Source organism: Pseudoalteromonas prydzensis, assembly GCF_001661495.1.
Taxonomy (GTDB): domain Bacteria; phylum Pseudomonadota; class Gammaproteobacteria; order Enterobacterales; family Alteromonadaceae; genus Pseudoalteromonas; species Pseudoalteromonas prydzensis.
Map to the genome: position 1 here is coordinate 98,810 of NZ_BDDT01000007.1, position 24,848 is coordinate 123,657.

At 41.0% G+C, this 24,848-nt stretch carries 24 protein-coding genes and 3 pseudogenes; 17 read left to right on the forward strand and 10 right to left on the reverse strand.

Features of this window, described 5'->3' with window-relative positions:
* The first annotated feature begins 49 nt into the window (after positions 1 to 49).
* On the forward strand, positions 50 to 445 hold the full coding sequence (locus A7968_RS14145; RefSeq protein ID WP_064667223.1) for a hypothetical protein: 396 nt from the start codon (positions 50 to 52) through the stop codon (positions 443 to 445).
* A 28-nt stretch (positions 446 to 473) separates the two neighbouring features.
* Here A7968_RS14145 and A7968_RS23630 read toward each other — a convergent pair.
* Positions 474 to 662 (reverse strand): annotated as a pseudogene (locus A7968_RS23630) (hypothetical protein); the annotation flags it as partial.
* 287 nt (positions 663 to 949) lie between these two features.
* Here A7968_RS23630 and A7968_RS14150 point away from each other — a divergent pair.
* The 5 genes and pseudogenes from A7968_RS14150 (at position 950) to A7968_RS14165 (ending at position 3,713) form a co-directional block, all read left to right on the forward strand.
* Positions 950 to 1,465 carry a hypothetical protein gene (locus A7968_RS14150; RefSeq protein ID WP_064667224.1) on the forward strand — a complete coding sequence of 172 codons (516 nt, stop codon included), beginning with the start codon at positions 950 to 952 and terminating at the stop codon, positions 1,463 to 1,465.
* A gap of 207 nt (positions 1,466 to 1,672) precedes the next feature.
* Positions 1,673 to 2,668: a fatty acid desaturase gene (locus A7968_RS14155; RefSeq protein ID WP_064667306.1), complete on the forward strand. Its 996-nt coding sequence runs from the start codon at positions 1,673 to 1,675 to the stop codon at positions 2,666 to 2,668.
* Between the two features lie 83 nt (positions 2,669 to 2,751).
* Positions 2,752 to 3,129, forward strand: a complete 378-nt coding sequence (locus tag A7968_RS14160) for a VOC family protein (RefSeq protein WP_064667225.1) — start codon at positions 2,752 to 2,754, stop codon at positions 3,127 to 3,129.
* A 16-nt stretch (positions 3,130 to 3,145) separates the two neighbouring features.
* A pseudogene (locus A7968_RS23635) lies at positions 3,146 to 3,211 on the forward strand (TIGR03643 family protein); the annotation flags it as partial.
* Between the two features lie 88 nt (positions 3,212 to 3,299).
* Positions 3,300 to 3,713 (forward strand): GFA family protein, encoded by a 414-nt coding sequence (locus A7968_RS14165; protein WP_064667226.1) that lies wholly within the window; start codon positions 3,300 to 3,302, stop codon positions 3,711 to 3,713.
* A gap of 3 nt (positions 3,714 to 3,716) precedes the next feature.
* Here the strand turns inward: A7968_RS14165 and A7968_RS14170 are convergent, their stop codons facing one another.
* Complete coding sequence (locus tag A7968_RS14170; RefSeq protein ID WP_064667227.1) at positions 3,717 to 4,235, reverse strand: carboxymuconolactone decarboxylase family protein; 519 nt, start codon at positions 4,233 to 4,235, stop codon at positions 3,717 to 3,719.
* Positions 4,236 to 4,592: 357 nt separating this feature from the next.
* On the opposite strand from A7968_RS14170, the gene A7968_RS14175 reads away from it, so the two are divergent.
* Positions 4,593 to 5,486, forward strand: a complete 894-nt coding sequence (locus A7968_RS14175) for an AraC family transcriptional regulator (RefSeq protein WP_064667228.1) — start codon at positions 4,593 to 4,595, stop codon at positions 5,484 to 5,486.
* A 9-nt stretch (positions 5,487 to 5,495) separates the two neighbouring features.
* Here A7968_RS14175 and A7968_RS14180 read toward each other — a convergent pair.
* A pseudogene (locus A7968_RS14180) lies at positions 5,496 to 6,710 on the reverse strand (MFS transporter).
* A 159-nt stretch (positions 6,711 to 6,869) separates the two neighbouring features.
* Here A7968_RS14180 and A7968_RS14185 point away from each other — a divergent pair.
* From A7968_RS14185 to A7968_RS14195, 3 genes are read left to right on the forward strand one after another with little or no spacing between them, the layout of a single operon-like run.
* A complete protein-coding gene (locus A7968_RS14185) occupies positions 6,870 to 8,594 on the forward strand; it encodes a vWA domain-containing protein (RefSeq protein WP_064667229.1) in 1,725 nt (574 codons plus the stop codon).
* 17 nt (positions 8,595 to 8,611) lie between these two features.
* Positions 8,612 to 9,193 carry a sigma-70 family RNA polymerase sigma factor gene (locus tag A7968_RS14190; protein ID WP_064667230.1) on the forward strand — a complete coding sequence of 194 codons (582 nt, stop codon included), beginning with the start codon at positions 8,612 to 8,614 and terminating at the stop codon, positions 9,191 to 9,193.
* Complete coding sequence (locus A7968_RS14195; RefSeq protein WP_064667231.1) at positions 9,183 to 9,818, forward strand: hypothetical protein; 636 nt, start codon at positions 9,183 to 9,185, stop codon at positions 9,816 to 9,818. Before A7968_RS14190 ends, A7968_RS14195 begins: the two co-directional genes overlap by 11 nt.
* A 47-nt stretch (positions 9,819 to 9,865) precedes the next feature.
* Here the strand turns inward: A7968_RS14195 and A7968_RS14200 are convergent, their stop codons facing one another.
* The 3 genes from A7968_RS14200 to A7968_RS14210 all read right to left on the reverse strand — a co-directional run bounded on the left by A7968_RS14200 (position 9,866) and on the right by A7968_RS14210 (position 14,493).
* Positions 9,866 to 11,920 carry a TonB-dependent receptor gene (locus A7968_RS14200; RefSeq protein WP_064667232.1) on the reverse strand — a complete coding sequence of 685 codons (2,055 nt, stop codon included), beginning with the start codon at positions 11,918 to 11,920 and terminating at the stop codon, positions 9,866 to 9,868.
* Positions 11,921 to 11,985: 65 nt separating this feature from the next.
* Positions 11,986 to 12,843 carry a rhombotarget lipoprotein gene (gene rhlP / locus A7968_RS14205; protein ID WP_064667233.1) on the reverse strand — a complete coding sequence of 286 codons (858 nt, stop codon included), beginning with the start codon at positions 12,841 to 12,843 and terminating at the stop codon, positions 11,986 to 11,988.
* 69 nt (positions 12,844 to 12,912) lie between these two features.
* A complete protein-coding gene (locus A7968_RS14210; RefSeq protein WP_064667234.1) occupies positions 12,913 to 14,493 on the reverse strand; it encodes an ATP-binding cassette domain-containing protein in 1,581 nt (526 codons plus the stop codon).
* 404 nt (positions 14,494 to 14,897) lie between these two features.
* Between A7968_RS14210 and A7968_RS14215 the strand changes: the two genes are divergently transcribed.
* From A7968_RS14215 to A7968_RS14225, 3 genes are all read left to right on the forward strand, one after another.
* Entirely contained in the window at positions 14,898 to 15,317 is a 420-nt protein-coding gene (locus A7968_RS14215; protein WP_064667235.1) for a hypothetical protein, read from the forward strand.
* 103 nt (positions 15,318 to 15,420) lie between these two features.
* Positions 15,421 to 15,756, forward strand: coding sequence for a hypothetical protein (locus A7968_RS14220; protein ID WP_064667236.1), 336 nt, complete (start codon positions 15,421 to 15,423; stop codon positions 15,754 to 15,756).
* Positions 15,757 to 15,868: 112 nt separating this feature from the next.
* Positions 15,869 to 16,942 carry an energy transducer TonB gene (locus A7968_RS14225; RefSeq protein ID WP_064667237.1) on the forward strand — a complete coding sequence of 358 codons (1,074 nt, stop codon included), beginning with the start codon at positions 15,869 to 15,871 and terminating at the stop codon, positions 16,940 to 16,942.
* Positions 16,943 to 16,988: 46 nt separating this feature from the next.
* Here A7968_RS14225 and A7968_RS14230 read toward each other — a convergent pair whose 3' ends face one another.
* A complete protein-coding gene (locus tag A7968_RS14230) occupies positions 16,989 to 18,899 on the reverse strand; it encodes a pilus assembly PilX N-terminal domain-containing protein (protein ID WP_064667238.1) in 1,911 nt (636 codons plus the stop codon).
* Positions 18,899 to 19,201: a pilus assembly FimT family protein gene (locus A7968_RS14235; RefSeq protein ID WP_064667239.1), complete on the reverse strand. Its 303-nt coding sequence runs from the start codon at positions 19,199 to 19,201 to the stop codon at positions 18,899 to 18,901. The genes A7968_RS14230 and A7968_RS14235 overlap by 1 nt, the downstream gene beginning before the upstream one ends.
* A 255-nt stretch (positions 19,202 to 19,456) precedes the next feature.
* Here A7968_RS14235 and A7968_RS14240 point away from each other — a divergent pair, with 255 nt between their 5' ends.
* A complete protein-coding gene (locus tag A7968_RS14240) occupies positions 19,457 to 20,545 on the forward strand; it encodes an endonuclease/exonuclease/phosphatase family protein (RefSeq protein WP_064667240.1) in 1,089 nt (362 codons plus the stop codon).
* Between the two features lie 24 nt (positions 20,546 to 20,569).
* On the opposite strand, the gene A7968_RS14245 is transcribed toward A7968_RS14240, so the two are convergent.
* A complete protein-coding gene (locus A7968_RS14245) occupies positions 20,570 to 21,946 on the reverse strand; it encodes an NAD-dependent succinate-semialdehyde dehydrogenase (protein WP_064667241.1) in 1,377 nt (458 codons plus the stop codon).
* A 202-nt stretch (positions 21,947 to 22,148) separates the two neighbouring features.
* Here A7968_RS14245 and A7968_RS14250 point away from each other — a divergent pair, with 202 nt between their 5' ends.
* From A7968_RS14250 to A7968_RS14260, 3 genes are read left to right on the forward strand one after another with little or no spacing between them, the layout of a single operon-like run.
* Complete coding sequence (locus A7968_RS14250) at positions 22,149 to 23,186, forward strand: NAD(P)H-dependent flavin oxidoreductase (protein ID WP_064667242.1); 1,038 nt, start codon at positions 22,149 to 22,151, stop codon at positions 23,184 to 23,186.
* Entirely contained in the window at positions 23,179 to 23,745 is a 567-nt protein-coding gene (locus tag A7968_RS14255) for a Crp/Fnr family transcriptional regulator (protein ID WP_064667243.1), read from the forward strand. Before A7968_RS14250 ends, A7968_RS14255 begins: the two co-directional genes overlap by 8 nt.
* A 50-nt stretch (positions 23,746 to 23,795) precedes the next feature.
* Positions 23,796 to 24,302: a YgjV family protein gene (locus A7968_RS14260; RefSeq protein WP_064667244.1), complete on the forward strand. Its 507-nt coding sequence runs from the start codon at positions 23,796 to 23,798 to the stop codon at positions 24,300 to 24,302.
* 29 nt (positions 24,303 to 24,331) lie between these two features.
* On the opposite strand, the gene A7968_RS14265 is transcribed toward A7968_RS14260, so the two are convergent.
* Positions 24,332 to 24,844 carry an NUDIX hydrolase gene (locus A7968_RS14265; RefSeq protein ID WP_064667245.1) on the reverse strand — a complete coding sequence of 171 codons (513 nt, stop codon included), beginning with the start codon at positions 24,842 to 24,844 and terminating at the stop codon, positions 24,332 to 24,334.
* Between the last annotated feature and the right edge of the window lie 4 nt (positions 24,845 to 24,848).

Below are 24,848 nucleotides of genomic sequence, written 5' to 3' on the forward strand. Positions count from 1 at the left end.
TTGGAGTTATTCTACAGCCTCGTTATAAGCCCCCAATAGAATTGAGTTTATGTCTTTTTTAGTATGTAAAAAATGTTATTCGACGATTGTTGCAAAGGATAAAACTCCAAATGCTAGGGATCGGAACTATATTTGTCCAGTTTGTGGAACTTCAATAAATACATTTAATATCAAAAACTATTTAATCGCTTTTGCTGTGTTATTTCTTTTGTGGGCAATTTCGTTTTTTTCTCACCATATTAGTGAGGGGAATTTAAAATGGGATTCGGCAAATCAATCATCATTATTATTAGCTGTTATTATGGTAACCTCTATTGCGTTCGCAATTTATCGGCACTTAAAGGTAAATGACAAGTCAAAAAAATGGGTGGTATTAGGCTGTATTTCTTTAGTTTTGCTGCTCAATGAAATCCATATTGCAGCATCAAGAGTTTGGGGCTTGTAACAACACGCTCTGAGGTGGACAGCAAGCACTAAAGCTCTCTTTCCACCGCAAATTTTAACAGCCTTGATCCCTTACTTTTCAATGCCGTTAGGTAAGTTGACTCATCGTAGGACGTATGTGTTTTCCAGCATCTAAAGAGTATTCGTATCCATTTAAATGTCAGTGATCTGATGATGGTTGTTCTTACTTTATAAGTATGGGGATTCCTGTGGCTTCTTGCTGACGTCTATCGCGGTTTAGTAACGATGCTTTACCACAATAAATAACACACAGATAATCCTGCCATTGTGTTCGGTGACAGGGGATTACATCTGCTCAAATAAGCCACTTAAACACTAGTAATACCTGCCAAAACGCCAATTAAAGCAACAGCAAATCCTCTTTTTATATTTTACGTGAAAGTCAGTTGTCGATTGAATCAAAATAGGAACTCGGCTATGGTTAATGCATCAATAAAAATAAATTAAAAACGAGTTATTCTACAGGCTCGTTAGAGTTTTCTGTATGTCTATTGTAAACGGAATTCCAATTTCAGAACTACCAAAGGTTCTTAATCTTATCTTTGAAGATGATGTTCTTATTTACGAAGCTTATTCAGATTTCGATAAAGAAATGCAAATTTTTTCTAATCGGAAGGACTTGAATGAATATGCTAATTTCAAACTATCTGAGAATGACTTTAGGTGTAAAGATATCAACTTGACTCTCCACTACTCTGACACTGGTGGGGAGGTTTACATTGAGAAACATGATTTGGTTCCAGATAAGTGTGATGGTGCTACCTATAGATATACAGCAGATGGCTGGGGCACAATCAATTTCAATATTTTTATTGAAGGAGATTACTTCGTGTTGTTTTCGCTTCATGCAAGAGACAAAAAGGAAGCAAAAGAGTGGCAGGATACTTATCCAGAGTTTGGGTCTTTTTTAGTTTGGGAATGGAAAAATGTCAGTAAGCATTTAAAAAGACTAGAGACGTCATACAATGCAATTTATAATAAATTGGCAAAAAAACTCTAACAAGTCGATTTAGCTACGGCTAACTTAACCAACTGTAGCTACATAAAAGCCTGCTTGACTAAAATAAACGGCACTTTTATATTTTTGCTGCCCGCTGCCCGCTGCCCGCTGCCCGCTGCCCGCTGCCCGCTACTCGTTGCTCTCGCTATGGCAGCTTTTTATTTATTCGGGTATCATCTGCGCAACTTTGATTATCAGTTGCTATTTATGACCACGTTAAGTGCTAAGGAAAATATTCAAGCCATTGTTAAGGCGATTAAAGCTGAAGAAGCTAAGCTTCGTCAAAAGCACCCGTTATTAGCTCATCAAAATACACTCGGGATGGCTATTTTATTATTATCACTCAGTGCGTTAATTGGTGTTGGTGCGCTTTATTACTTTGCTATTATCCCCGCGTGGCTATGTATTATTTTAGCGGCCATTGCAGCGTCAATTTCCCACGAGCTTGAACACGATCTTATTCATAAACAATACTTTAGTAATCAACCTTTTCTGCATAATTTTATGATGCTCACCGTGTGGTTGATGCGACCCAACACGATTAGTCCGTGGTACCGCCGTAAAATGCACTTGCACCATCATAAAGTGTCGGGCACTGAGCAAGACTTAGAAGAGCGCTTAGTGGGTAATGGCATTAAAAAACCATGGTTACGGGCGCTGGTAATTGTTGATGGCTTATTGGGCTTGTTGATTAACGCTAAACGTTTTAGTAAAGAAATCAAAGGGTTTAGCTTTTTTAAGGTATTTAACGCCGGGTTTCCGGTTACCACCGCGTACTTTGCGATTTTATACAGCGTAATTGTGTTTCATTTAGTTAATTTATTTACCCCACTTGCGGCTAATTCGCCGGCGTTGCTGCTGGACATTATGGCGCTGTTTGAGTTTTTAATGGTGGTGTTGATTGTGCCTAATATTGTGCGGTCAAGTTCATTAAATTTTGTTACTTCATCAATGCATTACTACGGCGGCGTTAACAATATGCTGGAGCAAACTCACGTATTAACTAGCCGTTTATTTATGCCGTTTCATTTGTTTTGCTTTGATTTTGGTCGAACTCACACTATTCACCACTTTGTGCCAAATCAGCCATTTTATTTACGGCAAATGATCAGTAAAAAGATCCTTGCCGTGATGAAAAAACACGGTGTGCGCTTTAATGATTTTGCGAGTATTAAACAAGCAAATCGCTATCAAGCTTCTTAATATCAAGGTACAAATTACTAATTGACCTCAAGCTAAGTTAAGGTTTTAACGTCGTTATCTAACTCAATATTTAGGTAACGACTATGAACCTTAATCAAATCACATTACCTGTCACTAACATCGAAAAAGCAAATCAATTTTACTTGGCTATGGGCTTTACACAAATTGTAAAAACGGATCATTACTCACGCTTTGAGTGCGCTAATAAAGCCACATTTTCTTTATTACTAACCGATGATGCATTTAGTAATGGCGCGGTTATATACTTTGAAAGCGAAGAACTAGACAAGTGGGTTGCTTGCTTAAAAGCTAAGGGCTTTACGTTTGAATCAGACATCACCGAGCAGCGTTACTTGTGGCGCGAAGCGCTGTTAAAAGATCCATCAGACAATAAAATCAAACTTTATTGGGCGGGGAGTAATCGGCTGGATCCACCCTGGCGAGTTGAAATTATAGATTGATCGTATTCTTGCTATACATTTAAAATTACGTGATCCCGCTATTATGCGCAGCCACTGTAAAACCCAGTATAAAAATCGTTAATGGCATAAAAAAGAGTGTTGAATATACCGCGTTATTTGGCGTAAAGTTGCTAACCACTATACGGCTAAAATTTAATTTAGGGGTTATTATGCAAATTACCGGACGTTGTCATTGTGGGGAAGTTACTTACCATGCAGAGGTTGATGAAACGAAAGTATTAAACTGCCATTGTACTGATTGCCAAGTAATTTCGAGTGGGCCGTTTCGTACAGTTGTACTCTCTAAAGCGAATGCGATTACCTTTACGGCCTCACAACCGAAAGAGTATATAAAAGTTGCTGACAGCGGTAATAAACGTGCGCAAGGTTTTTGCGGCAATTGTGGTACTTCACTGTATGCGACCTCAGTTGGTGAGGGTGATAAAATTTATGGCTTACGAATAGGTGCTATTGAGCAGCGTGAACAACTTATTCCTAAAACGCAAATTTGGTGTCGCTCCAGTCCAGCTTGGTTAAAAGAGCTGAACACCATAACTGGCTTTGATACTGTGCCAAACGGCTAATAGCTATGCATGCGCTAACAGTTTTGCAAAAGATACGTTAGCGCGCATTGCCACATTGATATCTGCTTTTATGGCTAATGAATTAATAACGGTATTTATGTGAGTCACCTCAAATTGCGAATCAAGGCATGCGGCCAAATGAGTCTGCAGTAATGGTTCAAAATTATCATCCACCGCCAATGTCCCCAGCTTTATTGCTAAAAGACACTGCTGAGAAAGCCTGTTATTAGCTGCATTCACACTAGCTGTAGAGGTTTGCTCAATTTCTTGTTCTACTAAAGCGGTGCTATTTGGCTGCCTTTGTAAGCATATTTGTTTAAGCACATTGAGGCTATTTAATGCTCTAGGTAGGCCAATAAACCTGACCATATAAGAGAATGCGCTATTAAGTTCATCAATCGTTAGCCCTTGATCTAGCCCTTCGTTCAGTAAACTTTTTAGCCGGTATAACTCTCCCATTGCCGCAAGGGCTGCAATAGCTGCAACAAGTGAATACTTTGTGTGGTTATTTACTTTAAGCATAATGTCTCTTTAAAAATTAAGTCGCGTAATTCAATGACAGCATTAACTGTTACCCTTCATTAAAAAGAGCATCAATAACCTAGTTAAGGAGGAGTTACCTCAGCTCGGTGTCTTTGTTTTTTAACGATATGAGTAGGGTTGAGTTATTTAGATTATTTACCAGTGTTTATGGTGATCATGTGTCAGCACATTGATATGTCTGAGCGAATATTTATTATTACTGATAATTGCTAAATGTGTTTGTTAAAACCAATGTGTTTTTTGCCTAAAACAACAGATCATGATTGTTATTAATATTTATTGTTATGCTTAGTGCTAAGCTTGGGCTATAAAATGATGACATTAATTTAAGACGTAATGAGTAACAAACAAACCCTGACTGAATCTGTGTTAGCAGTTGCAACACAGGATGGTATTTTTAATACCCAAATAGCGGCACTGACTTTAGTTAGGCGCAGCAATGTATCTGAGCCTATGCCGTGTGTGTACGGGCTTGGCTTAGGGGTTACTGTGCAAGGTGGCAAGCGCGTTACCTTAGGCGAAGATATTTATGATTATGCTGATGGGCAAACATTAGTGGCCTCTGTGGATGTGCCAGTTGTTAGCCATATTACATCCGCCTCTGTGCAGCGACCTTTTTTAGGGTTGCACTTAAGTTTAGACAGTAAAGTATTAGGCCAAGCGGTTGCCAATATGGATTTTAATGAGCAATACAACGGCACTCGTCAAAGCGCTATGTCGGTGGTGGATGCCGATGACGGTATTTTAGATGCTATCAACAGGCTTATTAAGTTACTAACAGAACCCCAGTTGATCCCTTTAGTTGCACCTTTAATTCAAGAAGAAATTGTTTTTCGGTTATTACAAAGCCCGCATAGTTACCTTTTAAGGCAAGTAGTTACTGCTGGATCAGCAAGTCAAAAAATAGCTAAAATTTTATATTGGCTTAAACAAAATTATAAAGATGATTTTTCGATAGTGGATTTAGCTGCTGAGGCGCACATGAGTGAATCAACGTTTCGTCAACATTTTCGAGAAGTGACTAAGCTCAGCCCGTTGCAATATATTAAAAATTTACGCTTACAAGAGGCGAGGCAGTTAATGCTGAATCAGCGCCTTGATGCGAATACGGCTGCTTTGCAAGTGGGCTATGAAAGCGCTTCACAATTTAGCCGCGAGTACACGCGATTTTTTGGCCGTCCACCGCTCAAAGATATAAATGCACTGCGTTTAAGCAATGCATTTATTTAGGTGTGTAGGTTAGCTATTGGCGTTATTTGTCATGGTGATATTGCGGCCCCCTAAATAGCCAAATACGGCGCACAATGCACTCGCAAAGGCGCATAACCACAAGGTGGTTGTCCAATTACCAGAGTAACTATGTAATGCTCCTGCGATAATCGGCCCAGAGGCGGCAAGTAAGTAACCCAAGCATTGCGCCATACCTGACAGCGAGGTGGCTTGTTGGGTATCATGAGTACGTAAGCTAATAAACGACAAACCTAAAATAAAGCAAGCGCCTGAGCAAAACCCTAAGGTGACCGCCCACAGTGAGGCAAACTCAGGTAAATAAAGCAGCCCAAGTGAGCCTGTTGCGGCTATTAGTGCTAACAAGCTGGTTAAAATTCGTTGATCTTTAAGCTTTGCCAACAATGGTATTAAGATAATGCCAGGCACTGCAGACGCTACTTGAAAGGCACCTTGTAGCGCACCCGCATGCTGAGCTGTATGGCCACCTTCAATTAAAATACTCGGCAATCAACTAATCATAATATAGGTAAAAAATGAATTTAACCCCAGCAGTAAGGTAATCTGCCACGCAAGTGCTTCGTGCCATACTTTGTTGCTGTTAACACTCGCCAGCAGATCTTTGGTGGGCTTAGTATGCAATTTTAACTGCGGTAGCCAAATAACAATACTCACTAGGGTAAGTAAGCCATAACAAGCAAGGGCTAATTGCCAACCCATACTTTTATATTCAGCCAGCGGAATAATAAGCGCGGCATAACTGCCACCAAAAATACCCATCGCTAGTACGTAAGTAGAGGTCATTACCGCCACTTTATGTGGGAAGTCGCGTTTAATTAAACTCGGCAACAGCACGTTACCTATTGCGATGCCAATACCTATGATAGCGGTGCCTAAATACAACATAGCGGCAGAGTTTATTAATCGTGACGCTAGCCCTAGGCCAATTAGGATTAGTGCGATAAATAACGATATTTCCAAGCCTTGTTTTTTAGCTAGGCTTGCCGCCATTGGGCTTGCCAGTGCAAAGGCAATTAATGGTAAAGTAGTGAGCATACCGGCTTGAGAAGGGGTTAAAGCAAAGCTTAAGATAATTTGCTCAAGCACAGGAGCAAGCCCTGTAACCGGTGCGCGTAAGTTAGCGGCAATAAAGATAATGCCTAAAATTAAAATAGCAGAAGAAAAAGCAGTTCTTTTAATGGCAGTCGAGTTCAAAACTAAAATCATCAATAAGAAAGAGGGAGCGCAATTATAGTCTAAGGAGACACTGCGTTGATATTAAATGGGATGAATAGATGCTCATTTCAAAAATAATTAACCCCACTTTTTAAAGTCATCCGTTTATAGGTTTAGTAATTCATATTTAATAAAAGCTAAGGTGATTTTATGAATAACAAGATGAGTAACATCCAAGCAATTAATTTACGTTTAACGGTGTTGAGCCTTGCGGTTATAGTTGGCTTAACCGGTTGTGAGCAAAGTTCACAAAGTGAGGTTGATGAACAACAAAACCAAACAAACAATGCGGCGAAGAGCAAACAAAACGATGAACAGCAATTAGAGCTACAAGTGCAAACAAGGCAGAGACAACATGCTGTAAGTTATGAAGCCATGCCGCAAGGGATGATGCATGCAAGTGTTGCTATGCAGCGCCCGATATTGCCGCCAGATCCAGTTGATGACGTGGTATTGGTGTCAGAGCAAGATCGTGAAAACTATTTAAAATCCCAGCAGAATCCAGTTAAACAAACAGTCACTGAGCCGGTATCTACTTTCTCAATTGATGTAGACACGGGCAGTTACAGTAATACTCGTAGAATGTTAAATATGGGGCAGCTGCCGCCAAGTGATGCGGTACGCGAAGAAGCTTTTATTAACTATTTTGATTATGACTACAGTGCGCCTGAAACTATCAGCACACCGTTTAAGGTGCATACTGAGGTTGCAACGGCGCCTTGGAATGAGCATCGGCAATTACTTAAAATTGGCATTAAGGGTTTTGAAATTGAAAAAGCTGATTTAAAAGCGGCGAATTTAGTGTTTTTACTGGATGTATCTGGCTCTATGAATGCACCCAACAAATTACCCTTATTAAAAACCAGTTTAACCATGCTAACTAAGCAATTGGATGAAAATGATTCTGTTGCCATTGTGGTGTATGCCGGAGCCGCAGGCGTGGTATTGCCAGCAACTAAAGGCAATGATCAACAAGCTATCAGCGCAGCGTTAGATAAGCTGGCCGCAGGCGGTTCAACAAATGGCGAGCAAGGCATTGAGCTTGCGTATCAAATAGCACAGCAGAACTTTAAAAAAGACGGTATTAATCGGGTGATTTTGGCCACCGATGGCGACTTTAATGTAGGCATGCAATCGGTTGATAAGCTCAAAGAGCTGGTGGCAGCAAAGCGCAAAACGGGCGTTGCACTAACCACGCTTGGTTTTGGCCAAGGTAATTATAACGATGGCTTAATGGAGCAATTAGCTAATATTGGCAACGGCCAACATGCGTATATTGATAACATTAACGAAGCACGCAAAGTACTGGTTGATGAACTCAGCAGTACCATGCAAATTATTGCCAAAGACGTAAAAATTCAAGTGGAATTCAATCCACAGCAGGTGGCTGAATATCGTTTAATTGGTTATCAAAATCGCGTACTCGCTAATGAAGATTTTAATAACGATAAGGTCGATGCCGCAGAGTTAGGGGCAGGGCATACAGTAACGGCGTTATATGAAATAACCTTAGCCAACTCCGAGCATAAACAAATTGATGAGCTGCGTTATCAGTCTAAAACTAATGAGAAACCGGTTGCCAGCAATGAACTCGCTTTTGTAAAAGTGCGTTTCAAACAGCCTGACGGCGAGCAAAGCGAATTGCTTACGCAAGCTATCAGTAGTGATAAAATACAGCCGTTATCGCAGGCAAGTTCCGATTTTAAATTTGCCGCGGCAGTTGCTGGGTTTGCCCAGTTATTAAAAGGTGCAAAATATACCGGAGATTGGCAGTATGAAGATTGCGCTAAATTGGCAACCGCTAACAAAGGCAGTGACACATTTGGCTATCGTAGTGAGTTTGTGCAACTGGTAAATAATGCTGCGGCACTGTGATTTAAGTAAAGGACGTTATGACGGAACTCGCTGATGAGCAATTAATGTTGAGTTATGGGCAAGGGGATGTACAGGCTTTTTCGCAGTTGTACACCCGCCATAAAAATAGCTTATATCGTTATTTTTTACGCCAGTGCGCAAATCCGCAAGTGGCTGAAGAGCTTTATCAAGAAGTATGGAACAAGCTAATAAAGGCGCGTTCGCAGTATCAAGCGAGCGCCAAATTTACTACTTGGTTGTATCGTATTGCCCATAATGAATTAATTGATCATTACCGCCGAACTGGTACGCAAAGTAAGTGGTTAGACGAGGATAATCAAGATCTTGAAACTGCCGATTTTGCCGATCATAACAGTCAATCAGCTGCTGAAAAACTTGAGCAAGACCAGCAAGCCGCGCAGCTAAAAGTGTGTTTAGCGCAATTGCCCCGAGAGCAAAAAGAAGCATTTTTACTTAAACACGAAGCTGGTTTTACCCTTAAAGAAATTGCCGAATTAGTGGCAGAGACTACTGAAAATATAAAAAGCCGCATTCGTTACGCGCAAGCCAAGTTAAAGCAATGTATCAGATATAAAATGGAGACTAGCAATGAGCGATAAGTTAACCAGTCATGATATTGCTTCACTTTATAAACGCGGTGCTACGGAGCAGCCAAGCTCACAACTTGATGAGCAAATACTAAAACACGCAGCAGATGAGGTTGCAGATAATAAAGTCACCCCAATTCATAAACCTAAGCGCTTTTATCAAACTTGGTATGGGCAATTATCGACTGCGGCATCACTGGTGTTAGTCGCTGTTTTATATGTGCAAAATAGCGCACAGTATCTTAAGCCGTCAGAGACAATAAATGAGCTGCAAATTTTAGCTGATGAACAACCAGCTAAATCACCCGCAGCCTCGCTTGAAATGATGCAAAACGCAACACAAGAGCAAGCGCAAGAACAAGCTCAAATGATGCAATTAAAACAAACCCAGCAGCGCCAACAAAGTGAAAAAATGGCAAGCAGGCAATTTGCCGCACCAAGCATGACAGCGAAAAGTGCCTTGTTATTAGAGCTTGAAATTACCACCGCAGAGGTAGCAAATAAATTTAAGCGTATAGATACATTTATTGCAGATGGTAATACCACGGCTGCTAAAGCACAGCTGACTGAATTATTAGCAGCGCACCCAGAACTCAAGGTGCACTTAAATGAGCAATATAAACAGCTATTACAATAAAAGATAATCCACTTAGGTTCGCTATATGGCGAACTCAAGCTAGGTAGCTACCAAGCGTAACTTGCTGAGAACATAATATTACGTGGTCTCCCTGGAAAATAACGGTCGCCGGTAAAGCTAGTATAATCGGCTCGCTCGGCATAAGCGGTGTCGGTTAGGTTGTTAATTCGGGCGGTTAGTTTTAACTGTTCAGTGAGCTGCCAAGCCCCACGTAAATTAATTAAATCATGACCTGCGTAACTGTGTAGGTTTTCAGGGTCGGTAAAATAGTCACTGACATGGTGCCATTCAATAGCAACTAGGGTGTTATTGCTGATTTTCCAGTTAGCTTGGAAGTTGGCGATATTGCGCGGTGCTGTGTCTATGTCGTTGCCGTTAATATTTACCCCAGATAACACTTGGTCATAGTCGTAGGTGTGCACCGCATGGCTTGCAGCAAGGGCAAGCTTTATTGACTGAGTAAGTTGATAATCAAGCTCCAGCTCAATACCGTGATGCTGAGTTTGCCCGTCATTAATGGTAAAAAAGTCGCTGTCGCGAAAAATTACGTTTTGTTTGTTCATCGCATACGCTGAGAACACGTAGTGCAATTGTTGATATTGCCCTTTTAGGCCTATTTCAAGGTTATCTGCTGTTTCAGACTCTAGCTCGGCAACCTGTTGCTCGCGTTGTAACTGATAAAGCTCAGCCGCTTGCGGCGCACGGTAACCGCGCGATAGGTTTGCATATAAATAATTATCAGCACTTAATTGATAACTCAGGCCAAGTTTAGGGGATGTATTGGTAAATTTATTTTCGCCACTTGGTGGGCGAGAGTAACGACAACCGCCCATTGCGCATTCGCTGCCATCTTCTTTTGTGCGCCCAGCGAGCATATTATTGCTGTAATCGTAATTGAGCTGCTCAAAGCGCGCGCCTAAGCTAATGGCGAGTTGCTGCCACTGCCAATCAAGGCTGATAAAAGGGGCGAGTAGGGTGCTGTTTACATCGTAATCGTAATGCTTACCTTGCGGCACTGTGGCGACTAAAAACGCCGAACCTTGGGTTGGCTCGTCTTGATATTGGAGAAAGTCAGCACGAGTGTACTCGCTATCGAATCCTAAATTCAGCGTTAATGAAGCTGAGTAATCGTGTTGCCAAAGTGATTGAATACCAAAGCCATTTTGGCTGTTTTCTTCAAGTGGTGTGCCCGGTAAAAAGTGCTTAAAAAAGGTCATACTTTGATTGCGCACATAGGGGGTAATGGTGAGCGTATCTTGTGCGGTTTGCCATTGTGCCTTTGACCAAAGCCGAAACGAACGGGCTGTTCTAAACGCATCCGGATCAAAGTTTTGCTGGGCTATTTCATCGTCTTTATAGCTTTCAAAGCCTTCAATAAAGCCTGCGGTTTTTTGATCAAGATTAGTATAGCTTAGCCCTGTTGTAATTGAGAGTTCGTCGCCGGTATAACGATGACGTAGGTTGAATTTTTCTTGATCGACGCTTTCATCATCACGGTAACCGCTATCGCGAGTAATACTGGCATTGATGCCAACCCCTTGATTGCCTAAATCTTTACCGCTTCTCAGTTTTAAACGGCTGTAACCGTACGAGCCTAAATCAACGCCGAGCAAATGTTCATCATAAGTGGTATCTGGGGTGATCACATTAATAACCCCATGTACGGCGTTGGAGCCGTAAAGGGCAGAGCCTGGGCCTTTTAATACTTCAACCCGCTCGGCCATTTCAGTGTGCGCTTCAAATAACTCGTTTATATTACAAAAGCCTGCTGCGCGCAGGGGAATACCGTCTTCAGCGGTGAGTAATCCACCACAGGCACCCGCCCCAGAAAGAACCGGAGAGCGCAGTGCGGGTAAATATTCTTGACCGTTACCATGTTGTACATTGGCACCTGCGACTTGCTTTAATACTTGCTCTATATGAGTCGGGGCGATTAAATCTAACTGTGCTTTAGTGATACTGCTGATCACTAAAGGTAGCGGATCGGCGCTGACGTCAACGCGAGAGGCGGTAGTAGTAATACGTTCAATGTCATTTTGCGCGGCGAAAGAGTTAAAGGCTGTCGGTGTGAGCAGCGCCAGACAGAGTAATCGAGAAAGCATGAAAGCCCTTTATCTAAGATATTTCAAAAGGGCAGGATATAACCTTTTTTATGAATTCTAAAGCTTTAGCGATAAACGCTTGTTAGTTCAATGCCGAGCTGTTTAGTTATTTGCTTGTGTTGTTTTAAAATTAACATACCAGTGAGTAACATTAATAAGAAAGATAAACTGCCACCACTGCTGCCGTCTTTATGATTAACATTGGCTATTTTGTCTTCTTTTACGCGGGTTTTAAATGAACCAAGCTCAGCATCTAAGTTTGTGATCATGTCATCAACAGCTAAGTTAAAGCTGCCTTGTGACTGTTCGTTTAAGGTATCATCAATACCGATAGCTGTACTGCGTTGCTCTACTTTGTTAATCCCCGGAGCTCGAAACAGCATTTTTTTACTTTTTACATCAAAAACAGCGGTATCAACAAAAGTCTGAACTGTATTTTCGTTGCCAGGAATAACGTATAAACCAACAATTGTTAAGTACAAAAATGCCGCATTATTTTCGAGCGTTTGCGACACTTGGTCATAAGATACCAGTGCCATGATATCAACATCGTATAATCTTGATACTTGCTCAAGGGTGGTAAATCCTTGACCTCCTTTTAAATAACTACTTGGGATTATCTCGATACGGTCAATATAGTCGTATTGCATAAACTGTTTTTTTACTTTTTCAAGCAAGGCTATTTCTTCATTACTGCGAATGCCAAGGTCATATTGGTTTGGAATAAATGCAATACCGACAGTGGCAGGTAAGTTGAGTGTTGGCGTGCTTGGTTGATGGGCTTGACGACTTTGTTCATCAGGGTATAGGAAATCCACGAGACTACTTGAGCGCGTTTTTTGATTCGCATTTTGGCTGAGCATAGTGCTACAGCCAGCTAATGCGGTAATGACAATCACCAAAACCAATTGTAGAGTTTTCATATTATTCCTTTTTATAATTAAGTGATCCGATGAGTTTGAACCTAAAACAGTGAAAAAGTTCTTCCGCTGTTACTTTAAGGTAATTTTGGTTGTTAAACTAGCTTGCTGAACAAACACCTCATCGTGACTTACTAATATAAAGCTGCCAGTAAAATCAGCCAGATTTTGTGCAAGATGTTGTTTGTTATCAAGGTCCAAATGGTTATCGGGTTCATCGAGTAGCAATAAAGAATCCGCAGCATTTTGCGCTGCAATTAACATGGCTAATTGCATTTTCTCGCCGCCGCTAAGTTGGTTTATTGGCCTGTATACATCATCGCCTTTGAAGCCAATATTTGCCAGTAGGTGGCGGATTGTTTGTAGCTCAAGTTCGCAATGTACCTCTAGTGCTTTAACTAAGCTGTCAGTGGCGGTTAAAAATGAGCAGTGTTGGTCAATATAAAGTACCTTGCTGTTTAGTTGAATTGCCGTTGCCGTGGATGATTTTGTCGATTCGCTGATCATTCTCAGTAGCGTTGATTTTCCTGAGCCATTAGACCCTGCTATATGTAATTTATCGCCACTGTTAATTTGTAAGGTTACAGGGTTTTTACTACAACCATAAGGCAGGCAAAGTTTATCAATAAACAGTAAGCGTTTATTGCTGGTGGGTTGCTTGAACTTTAACTTTCGTTCAATACTGTCTGGTAGTTGCTGTTGCAGTGTTTGCCGTTTTTCGGCTAAGGTGTTTAGCTTAGCTGATGCTAAACGCTCGCTAGCACCTTTACTTGCTTGGGCACTGTTTTTCTTAAAATCTAACATCACTTTAGGTTGGCTGGCGCTGCTGCGATGTTTATTGCCTTGCGCCGCTCTTTGCTGCGCTTTTTCATGGTTTAGTTGGGTTTGTTGTTGGTGTTTTTTTTGCTCTTTTGCGAGATGAGCAATTTGTTTAGTTAACGCTGTTTGTTGCAGTGCTTTTTGTTTGCAAAAATGCTGGTAGTTACCGGTTTCGTAATGGCTACCGAGACTGTTTAACTCAATGATAGCGTCGCAGTGATCAAGTAATTGACGATCATGACTCACAATAACGACTTGCCCTTTAAACGCATGCAATTGTGTAATTAACCACAGCTTTGCTGCTTGGTCTAAATGATTACTTGGTTCATCTAAAATCAGTAAATCAGGCTGTGCTTGCAGGGCACAATAAAGTGTTAAACACCGCTGTTGCCCAGGGCTCAAGTGGCTTATTGGGGTAGTTAGTGGTGCTTCAATAGCTAGGCTCAACAACTGTTGTTGATAGTTTTGCTCACATAACCAATCGTCGCCGATTAGCGCAAAATCTGCCTCAGCAATGCTCCCGTGAGTAATACGTGCAAGCGCTGCCAGCTTTTTATCTATCCCCAATAATTGGGCAATAGTGTTTGAGGAGTCTTGTAAATAGTGATCACTTAATTGCTGTTGCGATACGACTAACCGAGTGCCGCTAAACTCAACATGTCCGGAACTGGCTTGCTGTTGGTTTGCCAATATACTCACCAATATTGATTTTCCGCTGCCATTAGCACCGATAATCGCGGTGAGTTTTTCGGGGATTGAAAAGTTTAGCTGGTTAAATTGTACATAACCATCAGGGTGTTGATAGCTTAAATTGTGAATGTGTAATGTATGCATAATGCCTCTGGAGTCAGCAGGGCATGGCGCGCAAAGCTATTAAATTAACTAGGAATCGATAAATCGATAACGAGAGATATGACGAATTTTGCGCCCACTAACCCTGTAAATTCAAAAAATAAAAACGAATTTCAACAGGTGTTAGTTATTCATTAATGCGCAAACTCCAATTAGGAAAGTGAGTTAATAATATACGAATATGCTGTGGGTTGTCAGCCAGTTTTTATTATTTTTTGTTTTACAGCATGTTATTTTTTCTATTGGCTATAGCTAACTAATTGTTTGTTAAAACACGAAACTGTAAGTGCTCACTATCTTTACAAAGTTTACAATTTCTTTCATCTTTCATTCAGGCAGACTTGTTAGGCTTTAGCTATTCACACAGATTATGCTAGGAAGTCGTTATGAATAAATTAATCCCCTTGTCTTTGGCTGTACTTGGTTTGGGCCTATTACCGTTTGCAGCAAGCGCTAAGCACGAGCGCGAACATGACCGTTATGAACATTACCATGAACACCATCATGAGCATAAAAAACACAGTAAAAAGCATCATAAAAAATATTATAAAAAACACCGTAAGTCTGCATACTATAAACAGTTGCCGCCGGGCTTATACAAAAAAATAGGGTATGGGCATGGTTTGCCGCCGGGTTGGTATAAAAAATATCATCGTGGCGATCGCCTTGATAGAGATATTTATCGCCGTGGCCGAGTGATTGAGCGCCATGACCGTAAGGGTCTAATTTTATTGGAAGTTGATGATCAGCTAATCCATTTAGTGCATGACACCCGAGAGATCCTGTCGATTATTACTCGTCACTAAATTTTTACAAAATCGTAATTAAGTGCTGGATTATTTTCTTTTTTTCATAACATGTTCAGTCACTATTGCTATTCTTTAAATGAATTAAATAGGGAGTAAAATTATGAAAGCACTGATATCGATGGCTTTGCTTGGTTTAGTACTTTGCAGCGGCGCTGCTGTTGCAAAAAATGATAACCATGACAAAGACAAAAATAAAGGCAAAGGAAGCTTACCACCAGGGTTGCAAAAGAAAGTTGATAATGGTGGTCAATTGCCTCCTGGTTGGCAAAAAAAATACCACAAAGGTGATCGATTAGACGACGATATCTATCGTCATGGTCGAGTTATCAAACCGATAGACCGTGATGGTCGTATTACCATTGAAGTAGACGATACTATTATCCATATGGTGCATGATACTCGCGAAATTTTGTCAATTTTAAGTCGCTACAATTAAAGCTACTTTATAAAAGCACATGTTAACGGCATTGTTAGCTTGTGCTTTTAATCGTTATTTTAAAGTGCTAGAGTTCCCTTTAAAGGAATTATAAATAGAATAATTAGTTGTTATGTACACTTATATTAAAACGTTTATTAGTTTCGCTTTTCTTGCCTCAGTTAGTACAGTCTCTGCGAATAGCGCTTTTGAAAAAGGTGTTGTTGAAAAAACGTATACACCAGCGCAAGTTATTGAGAATAAAAATGAAAGCTTTCCAAAAAGTTATAGTGGGTCACGGCTAGAAGGTTGGGCTTTACTCTCTTACGTGGTTGCTAAAGACGGTTCAGTTAATGATATTGAAGTGATCAGTCACTCGGCTGTTGTAGATACTCAAGCTGAAGCGCAGCGCTATTTAAATAACTTAGTTTTTAGCCCAGCAATCAAGGGTGAACAAGCTGTTGAGAGTGGTTATTTATTTACTTACCAAGCGGGTAAATATTTTACTGGTTATGCTAATGATAAAGCGAGCCGAGGCTTTATCAGTGGCTATGATGACGTTAACACTTTAATTAAAGAGAAAAATTTTAAAGAGGCTGAACTTGAACTCGCACAGCTTTTTACTGATCATACTAAAAATACCGCAGAGCAAGCTTTGTTTGCATGGCTAAAAAGCCAGTTTTACTATTTTCAGCAGCAGTGGCAAGGTTTTGATGAACAAGTAAAAGTCGCCTATTTATTGCGTGCGCAATTACCAACAGAGCTTCATTATACTGTGGTAAAAAGTGCGTTGCAGTGGTTTATTTATAAGCAAGATTTTTACCTAGCGTACAACGCAATAAACTCCCTTGGGAAAATTGAAGGTAAAGTATTTACTAGTGAAAATAAGCTCGCTACGACAAAACAAGTTGATGAGCTATTAGCTCAAACAACGGTGATAAATACAGAAATTACACTTCATGATCAGCAAGTTGACTATATTTCCTTATCACGCGCTAATATTGTGTTAGAAAATGCTCAAAATCTGGAGCAAGTTGAGCTTAGGTGTGCAAATCAAGTGGTTAAGTTTAGCCCATCAAAACAGATAGTGTATGCGGTTGATCCCGCAAGCAGACGATGCGGTTTATTACTTAAGTCTAAAAAATCCGAGCAGCTCACATTAACTCAAACGGGTGAAATAATAGTTGGTTTGTCAGACTATAAATGATCGGCAATACTCATTGTGAAAGTTAGCGAGGAATATAATTTCTTTGCTAACTTTGATCCTCTTGCACTGCATAACGCCAACCTTTAAAAACTAGGCGACTCGCAGCACCTGATGAGCCGTTATTACCACCTGTGCTTACATTACCTAGTGCAGTATCGTAGTGAATACCACCAGCCCCTGATACATTCACTGTATTACCTAACACGGAACCTTTAAAGCCAACTGCCGAATTTATTTCAACATGACTATTGGGTGCGTAAATAACGGCGTAAACTTGCTCAGTGCCACCAGAAAAGCTCACGCCAGTACCAGCACCGACATAATTGCTATAAATGCTAAACACTGGTTTGCCCTGTGCGGTAATACCATTTGCGGGGGTATAAACTTGCGCACCGCCACCAACGTTAAACTTACCCTGAATTATGATAGTTAAGCTGCTTTGCTCTGGAATAGTCAATGAGCTTGCCCCATCCATTGTAAAGTCACCTTGTACAAATAGGGTGGCATGGTGGTTTTCTTTAACCGATAAATGGCCTTTTATGTTGATATTATCAAAATATATAATGTCAGTTGGTTTTTCTAAAAAGCGCGTTGATTGCGCGGTTATATCGCCATCGGGTGTGCTGGCATTATCAACTAAAAAAACTGCTTTGCTAGTGTGTAGTTGCAGATGATCGCCTTTGCCTGAGCCACTGATGTATAAATCTTGATAGTTATTTAATGGATCATCTAAATCATTTATAGCGTTGTTGATGTTTAAAGGGTCGCAGCTGCTAGTGCCGCTTGTGGCGTCACCTTCAGTAAAATCTATTTTCTCTACGGGAGTAATAGTGTCAATAACCAGAGGTGGGGACGTTTTATAAGGTGCGCGGTTATACTCAGGGGTTTCACCAGTAAAGCGGCCTTTACCTAAATAACGTAAATCATCGTTGCTAATTGTGCTGCCCCATTGGGTAAGTGCAACATCGCCTAATACCCTGACACCACCGCTGACGGTGCCACCTGTTTGACTATAATTGCCATGGCTTTGTACGCCGCCCAAAATAGTTGGTTGGTTAACCGTTGTATCACCTTGGCTAAGTACTTTGCCATCAATTGTGTTACCTGTGACATTAATATTAGCTCCCGATGTCACATTACCACCGGCATAAGTTTGTTTTAGAGTAATATCCCCATTTGCCTGAATATTGCCAGCGACGCTGCCACTTTGTTGGCTGTAATACAGGTATGTCGTAACATTACCACCAATTTTGCTATTGTTTGGTAAACTTAAAAAGCCATTTGAATGTACGTTACCGCTGATATCGGCAGAGCCAGTAAGTTGAATACTATTGGAGGCGATCACATCACCAAAAATTTTCCCATTGCCTGATAAAATAATGGTGCTATCCCCATCCAATGTTTGTACAAAAGCGCGTTCGCTGATATTTTGGCTACCATCACTTAGACTTGCGTTGTAATCGCCCAATGATGAATCATAACTGTCTATTTTCCCGCTACCGCTGAGACTGATACCTGAGCAGCCGGTGATCCCTGGTGAAAATGGCGATTTACCAGTCTTGTCTGGTGTTTGCACAAATTCAAAAATAGCCTCTAAGTTTGCTTCACCTTCAAAGCGGTTACCTGTGCTAGAAATCACTAATTCGCCATCTTTATTAATGGTTAAATCGGCATTAAAGGCAGTGTTATCAAGTCCTCCAGTACCATTGATATGGGTGCTTTGATTGACTAAGTCTTCTAAACTTTGTGTAGGTTCATCAAGCAGTTGTTGGTTGAGTTGCTGCATACTTGCGTATACACCTTTTTCAGCCATTAAGCGGGCATTGATCTGCTTTTGGTAATTACCACTGAGGCGTTCTTGAATAATCGTGTCGCGCAGTGAACTTAGTACCACCAAAGTTGCCATTGAGGTGAGTATTAACACCGTAATAAGGGTAAAGCCTTTTGAATTTTTCATTAAGCACAGCCCTGCGGTTGTTCGCTAAGCCAGCTTTGGCCGATTGGTAAAATACACAATTGCATATCAGTGGTGCTGCTATCATGATCAGCTATAGTGATTTGATTGCGCTTAACGGCTTCACTGCGCGAATATTTAAAGACGCTTTGTAACTGATTAGCATGAGTGACGAGGCGGTCATGTTTGATAAACGCCATATAGCTTGGCGCTGCAAGCACAGCCATAATACTGATAATAGCGACGACTATCATTAGCTCAACTAAAGTAAAACCGGCTTGCTGGAAGTTACGATGACAACGCATTAATGGGGGAACACCTAAAAAGTCGAATAAAGCGGCTCCGTGGCGAGTTTATAAATCCTTTTTAGATGCTCATATTTTATGCCGTTTTGCGTATTAAATGTGCAATCAGGTATGGTAAGTTTGTAAATGTAGGTTACATATGTGGTTTTTTTGTTTTCATTACTGATTCATACATAGCTGTTATGCTAGTAGTAATTAAATGAGTAAATCTCATAACCTGAATTTAGGTTGATAAACAATAACAAGGAATGCAGTGTGCTTATTTTATTTGCCATAATCTCGACTATCTTACTTATCGCCAGCGTGTTGCCACTTTCTTATAGTCAGCATTATATGGTTAGAGGTGGTGACTTTATTCGCTTGCAAATATGTTACGGCGCGCTTATTAACTTGTTGCTAATTTTCAGTTATGCCATTTTTGTAACGAGTTCAATCCCACTTATTGTGATGATAGGCATAAACCTATTCGTACTTATTTTGCAAGGCTATTGGATTTATCCCTATTGTTGGTTTGCTCGTCATGAAGTCAAAAGCAGCGACCCTCAAGCTGAGCACAGTATTCGTATTATGAGTGCCAATGTTTTGATGTCGAATCATCACAGTGATGCATTGATTTCCTTGGTGAAGCAACATAAGCCTGATTTATTGATCACCCTAGAAAGTGATCTTTGGTGGCAAAACCAGCTCACAGCGCTACATAACGATTACCCGTATCGTATTGCTTGCCCTAAAGATAACCGCTACGGCATGCATGTATTCAGCAAGTATAAAATTATTCAATCGCAGATATGTGAACTTGTTTCAGACGATATTCCCTCGATTCATATGTTGTTTGAAAACAATGCTGGCTTGCAGATGCAAGGTCACTTTATCCACCCAGAGCCGCCAAGCCCAACCGAAAAAGACAGCTCGCGAGAGCGTGATAGTGAATTAATTATAGTTGCTAAAGCAGTTAAAAATCCTATTAGGCCGGTCATTGTGGCAGGGGATTTAAATGATGTTGCATGGTCTAGGAGTACTCAGTTGTTTATGAAGCTCAGCGGTTTTTTAGATCCACGTAAAGGCAGGGGGTTCTTTAACACCTTTCATGCTGATTACTTTTTTATGCGCTGGCCATTGGATCATTTATTCCACAGCCCAGGTTTTAGTGTTAAGCGCATTAAACGCTTAGCTAAATATGGTTCTGATCATTTTGCTTTATTAACGGAGCTTGTTTATGAAGATGCGCAGCAGCAATCACTGACCGAAAAAGATGAGGATACCGATGAAATTGCGCAGGATTTAAAAATGAATGGGGTAAATAAGCATCAAGTGCCGACCTTTAAAAGTAACAAGGGCCTTTAATGGCCCTTGCGCCTATTTACACTATTAGCTATTGACCATAATGGTTTTTATATTCACAAATTCACGAATACCAAAGCCGCCATGCTCACGGCCATAACCGCTGTCTTTAACCCCGCCAAATGGTAGATTTGGTTGAGCGAGGCCATAGCCATTGATGTTAACCATGCCGGTATCAAAGTGCTTTTTCGCCAGTTCAATGGCTTTCTTTTCATCTTTAGAAAAAATACCGCCACCTAAGCCATAACGGGAGTCGTTGGCAATTCGCATCGCATCTTCGTTATCTTTAGCCTTGATAAGTGAAGCCACAGGACCAAATAATTCATCATCGTATGCGGGCATGCCCGACGATAAATTCTCAAGCAAGGTAGCTGGATAGTAAAAACCTGTTTGCTTAGGAATTTCGCCACCCACAACTACTTTAGCGCCAGCCTTAACCGACTCTTGTACTTGGTCATGAATTTTATCTCTTAAATCTTCACGTGCCATTGGTCCAAGATCTGTATCTTCGTCCATTGGATCGCCAAGTTTAAGCGCGTTAAATTGCTCAACAATGCCTGCTTTAAATTCATCATATAGAGCATCAACGACTACGAAACGCTTTGCTGATACACATGTCTGGCCGTTATTGATCATGCGACCTTGCAGGCATGCTTTAATTGCCAGCTCTAAATCAGCATCATCAAGCACCATGTAAGCGTCGTTACTACCAAGTTCTAAAACAGTTTTTTTCACGTGTTTACCCGCTTGTTCAGCCACTTTTTTACCTGTGCCATCACTGCCGGTAAAGGTTACACCGCGAATTGCTTGGTGGCTGATCAGTTCACTAGCTGTTTTGCCATCAATCAGTAAGTTTTTAAATACATGGCTAGGGAAACCTGCATCAGCAAACATCAGTTCTATTTTTTCAGCCATACCAAACACATTACCGGCGTGTTTAAGAACAGTTGTATTACCCGCCATAATGTTAGTAACGGCATAGCGTACAACTTGGTATAGCGGAAAGTTCCAAGGTTGTATGCCAAGTAAAACGCCCGTTGGTTGATAAGTAATTATCGCGTGGCCATTTTCCATTGAGCGCTCTTCATCCGCCAGCTGAGTTTGACCGTGTTCGGCACTGTAGCGACAGATTGCTGCGCAAAGCTCAACTTCTTGTAAGCCTTGTGCATAAAGCTTTCCCATCTCTTGAGTCATCAGTGTTGCTAGTGACTCTTTTTGTTGCTCAAATACATGGGCTAATTGGTTTAAGTGTTTAGCGCGTTCGGTTAATGAAGTGAGGCGCCACTCTAAGAAAGCAGTATGACTTTTGTCTATCTCATTTTTTGCTTGCTCTAGGTTGAGCAGGGTATAGTCTGCAATTGTTTGCTCGGTCGCAGGATTAATGGTGGTTACTGTGTTAGTCATCTTTATCTCCTTACAAATTATATTAACTAAGCAGGGTGCAAAGCTAACACCAACTCTGTATTAATTTGTTTTATATTCTTAATGCACTGTAATTATTGGGTTTTTTATTTTTATTGGTTCATTTTTTTATTATTTTCAGTTAGCATTTAGTTTTATGTCGGTAAAAAGTTCAGGTAGCTGAAAAAGTTACAAGGAGAAAGTTATGGCGGTATCTTTTTTTAATACGCATTTAGCGCTTATTCAAGCGCCGATGGCGGGTGTACAAGACTTTCGTTTAGCTGCTGCTGTGAGTAACGCCGGTGGCTTAGGGTCATTACCTTGTGCCATGCTCTCTAAAGAGCAGTTGTTGAGTGAGCTCAGCAGCTTGACTAAAGCCACTGATAAGCCCTACAACCTTAACTTTTTTTGTCATACGCCAGCCAGCTACACACCGCCGCAAAAACAGCAGTGGCACAAATTATTGTCGCCTTACTTTGATGAACTGAATATTGACGACACGACTTTAGGCATGACGGCTTCCCGTCAGCCAATTGATGCAGACACTGTCGCGCTTATTGCGCCCTTCAAACCACCAGTTGTCAGTTTTCATTTTGGCTTACCAGCTAGTGATATTATGCAGCAAATTAAAAGCTGGGGTGGCAAAGTGATTTCTACGGCGACCACTGTTGATGAAGCTAAGTGGCTAGAAGCGAATGGGGCCGATGCTGTAATAGCACAAGGTTTAGAAGCAGGCGGCCATAGAGGTCACTTTTTATCAATGGACTTAAGTTTACAGCAGCCAACGGCGGTATTGGTTGAGCAATGTGTGCGGGAGCTAAATATTGCTGTAATCGCAGCAGGCGGCATTGCAACCGTTGATGATGTAAAGCAAATGTACTCACTGGGCGCTGCGTTAGTCCAAGTAGGAAGTGCGTATTTGTTGTGCCAAGAGGCAACAACGTCAGCGCTGCACCGCGACGCTATTTTACAACAAGCGCCAGATAGTACCGCATTAACTACATTATTTTCTGGGCGCGCTGCCCGAGGGATTGAAAACCGCGTTATGCGCGAACTTGGCACTATGCCACAGCAAGCCCCAGCCTTTCCATTCGCCAGTATTGCACTTAGTGCATTGCGAGCTAAATCCGAAGCACAAGGCAAAAGTGATTTTTCGCCGTTATGGTGCGGACAAAAATACATTGCAAGAGAGGGGATTAGTGCTGCTGAAATCACTGAACTGTTAGTACCAGTCGATGCATAACTTAGCGATGTTGCCGTTAGGAGATAGTTATCATGTATTGGCTAATGATTTGCTTGTTAAATGTGAGCAGCAATTTACGGTGAAAACATTTTCTCGCGGTGAGGTGATCTTACAACAGGGCGAAAAGCAGCAGTATGGTTACTTAATTTTAGAAGGCGTACTCGCTGCATTACACACTTCAGCAGAGGGCGGGCAAAAATGCAAAGAGTTTTATTTTCAAGATGAGTTTGCACTTTTATATGGTAACTGGCTTACAGATTCTCAAGCGCTTTATCAGATACAAGTGGTTAAATCAGCGCGATTAATTGCCATTCCGTTAGCTGTATTTGAGCAGCCCGATTGGCAACAACTAAAACAACATTTATTGACCCAGCAATTAGTTTTTAAAGAAGCTAAAGAGGCTTTTTTATTATTAAATACACCAGAGCAGCGCTATCGCTATTTGTTAGCGCAAAAACCACATTGGCTGGCGCAATTAACCTTAACAGAAGTTGCAATGTATATCGGTGTTTCAGCCATTTCTTTATCACGAATTCGCCAGCGTCTTAACTTAAGTTAAGGCGCGGCAAGGCTAGGTTAAATTAGACTGCTGTTTTTTCAGGAGTCACTATGTTTTTAGTTTCACAATGTTTAGTTGCTATCGCTACTTTATTAGACTTGGCGTCGTTTCAATTTAAATCACGAAAATTAATATTACTGTGTTTATTCAGCTCTGTGTTATTAACTGCTGCGCATTTTTTCTTGCTAGATAAAATAAGTGCTAGTTTGTTAATGTTAATTGCCGCAGTTCGCTATTTTTATTGTATTTTTAACCGTAGTCAGTGGGCTATGCTGGGCTTTATGTTGCTAAGTACTGTGGCTGTTGCATTAAGTTGGCAGGATTGGCTAAGCGGCTTGGCATTGCTTGCAACATTAATACAAACGTTTGCTTCTTTCCAACCGCGAGATATGTTGTTGCGACTATTTATGGTGTTCGGGACTGCATTGTGGATAAGCCACAATATACTGGTGGGGTCACCGATGGCAGTGTTGATGGAATGCTTGTTTTTGCTCAGTAATCTGGTTGGGCTATGGCGTTTTTATTTCTGGTCGAAAGAAGCTAACATAGCAGATTAGCTTCTTTACAGGGCTGTTAGCTGTTAACACTAAAGTTGTTTCGCTATTTCTTTTAACAAAAAAGTCTCGCGAATAATCGACAAGCCTTGCTTATCACTGTTTGCCAACGTCCGCTCATTATGAGCAATGGCATCAAATATATTGACCCACTTTGCAGTCATGCCATTTTGTTGCTCATAATGCTCTAGTTGCGCTTGGCCTAATTGTTCATCGATGCTGCAAAAATAGCAGTAAGATTTTATATGGATCACAGTAAAATCGTCTTTATACCAAGGGCGGTATTCTTCATAAAGCCCAAATTCACCGAGTACTTTGATGTTTTGTGCGCCAGTTTCTTCTTGTAGCTCGCGGATTAATCCTTGCTCTATGCTTTCACCTTCATCAATGCCGCCGCCAGGCAAGCTGAAATCTTCATAGCGGGCAGTGTACATTAATAAAATATCAGTGCCTTTTAAGGCAATTGCACGGCTCGTTAGGCGAGTAAATTGGTGAGGGTCTTTAGCATTAACACTAGGATGAGTTGCTGTTTTAAGTAATCGCATAGCT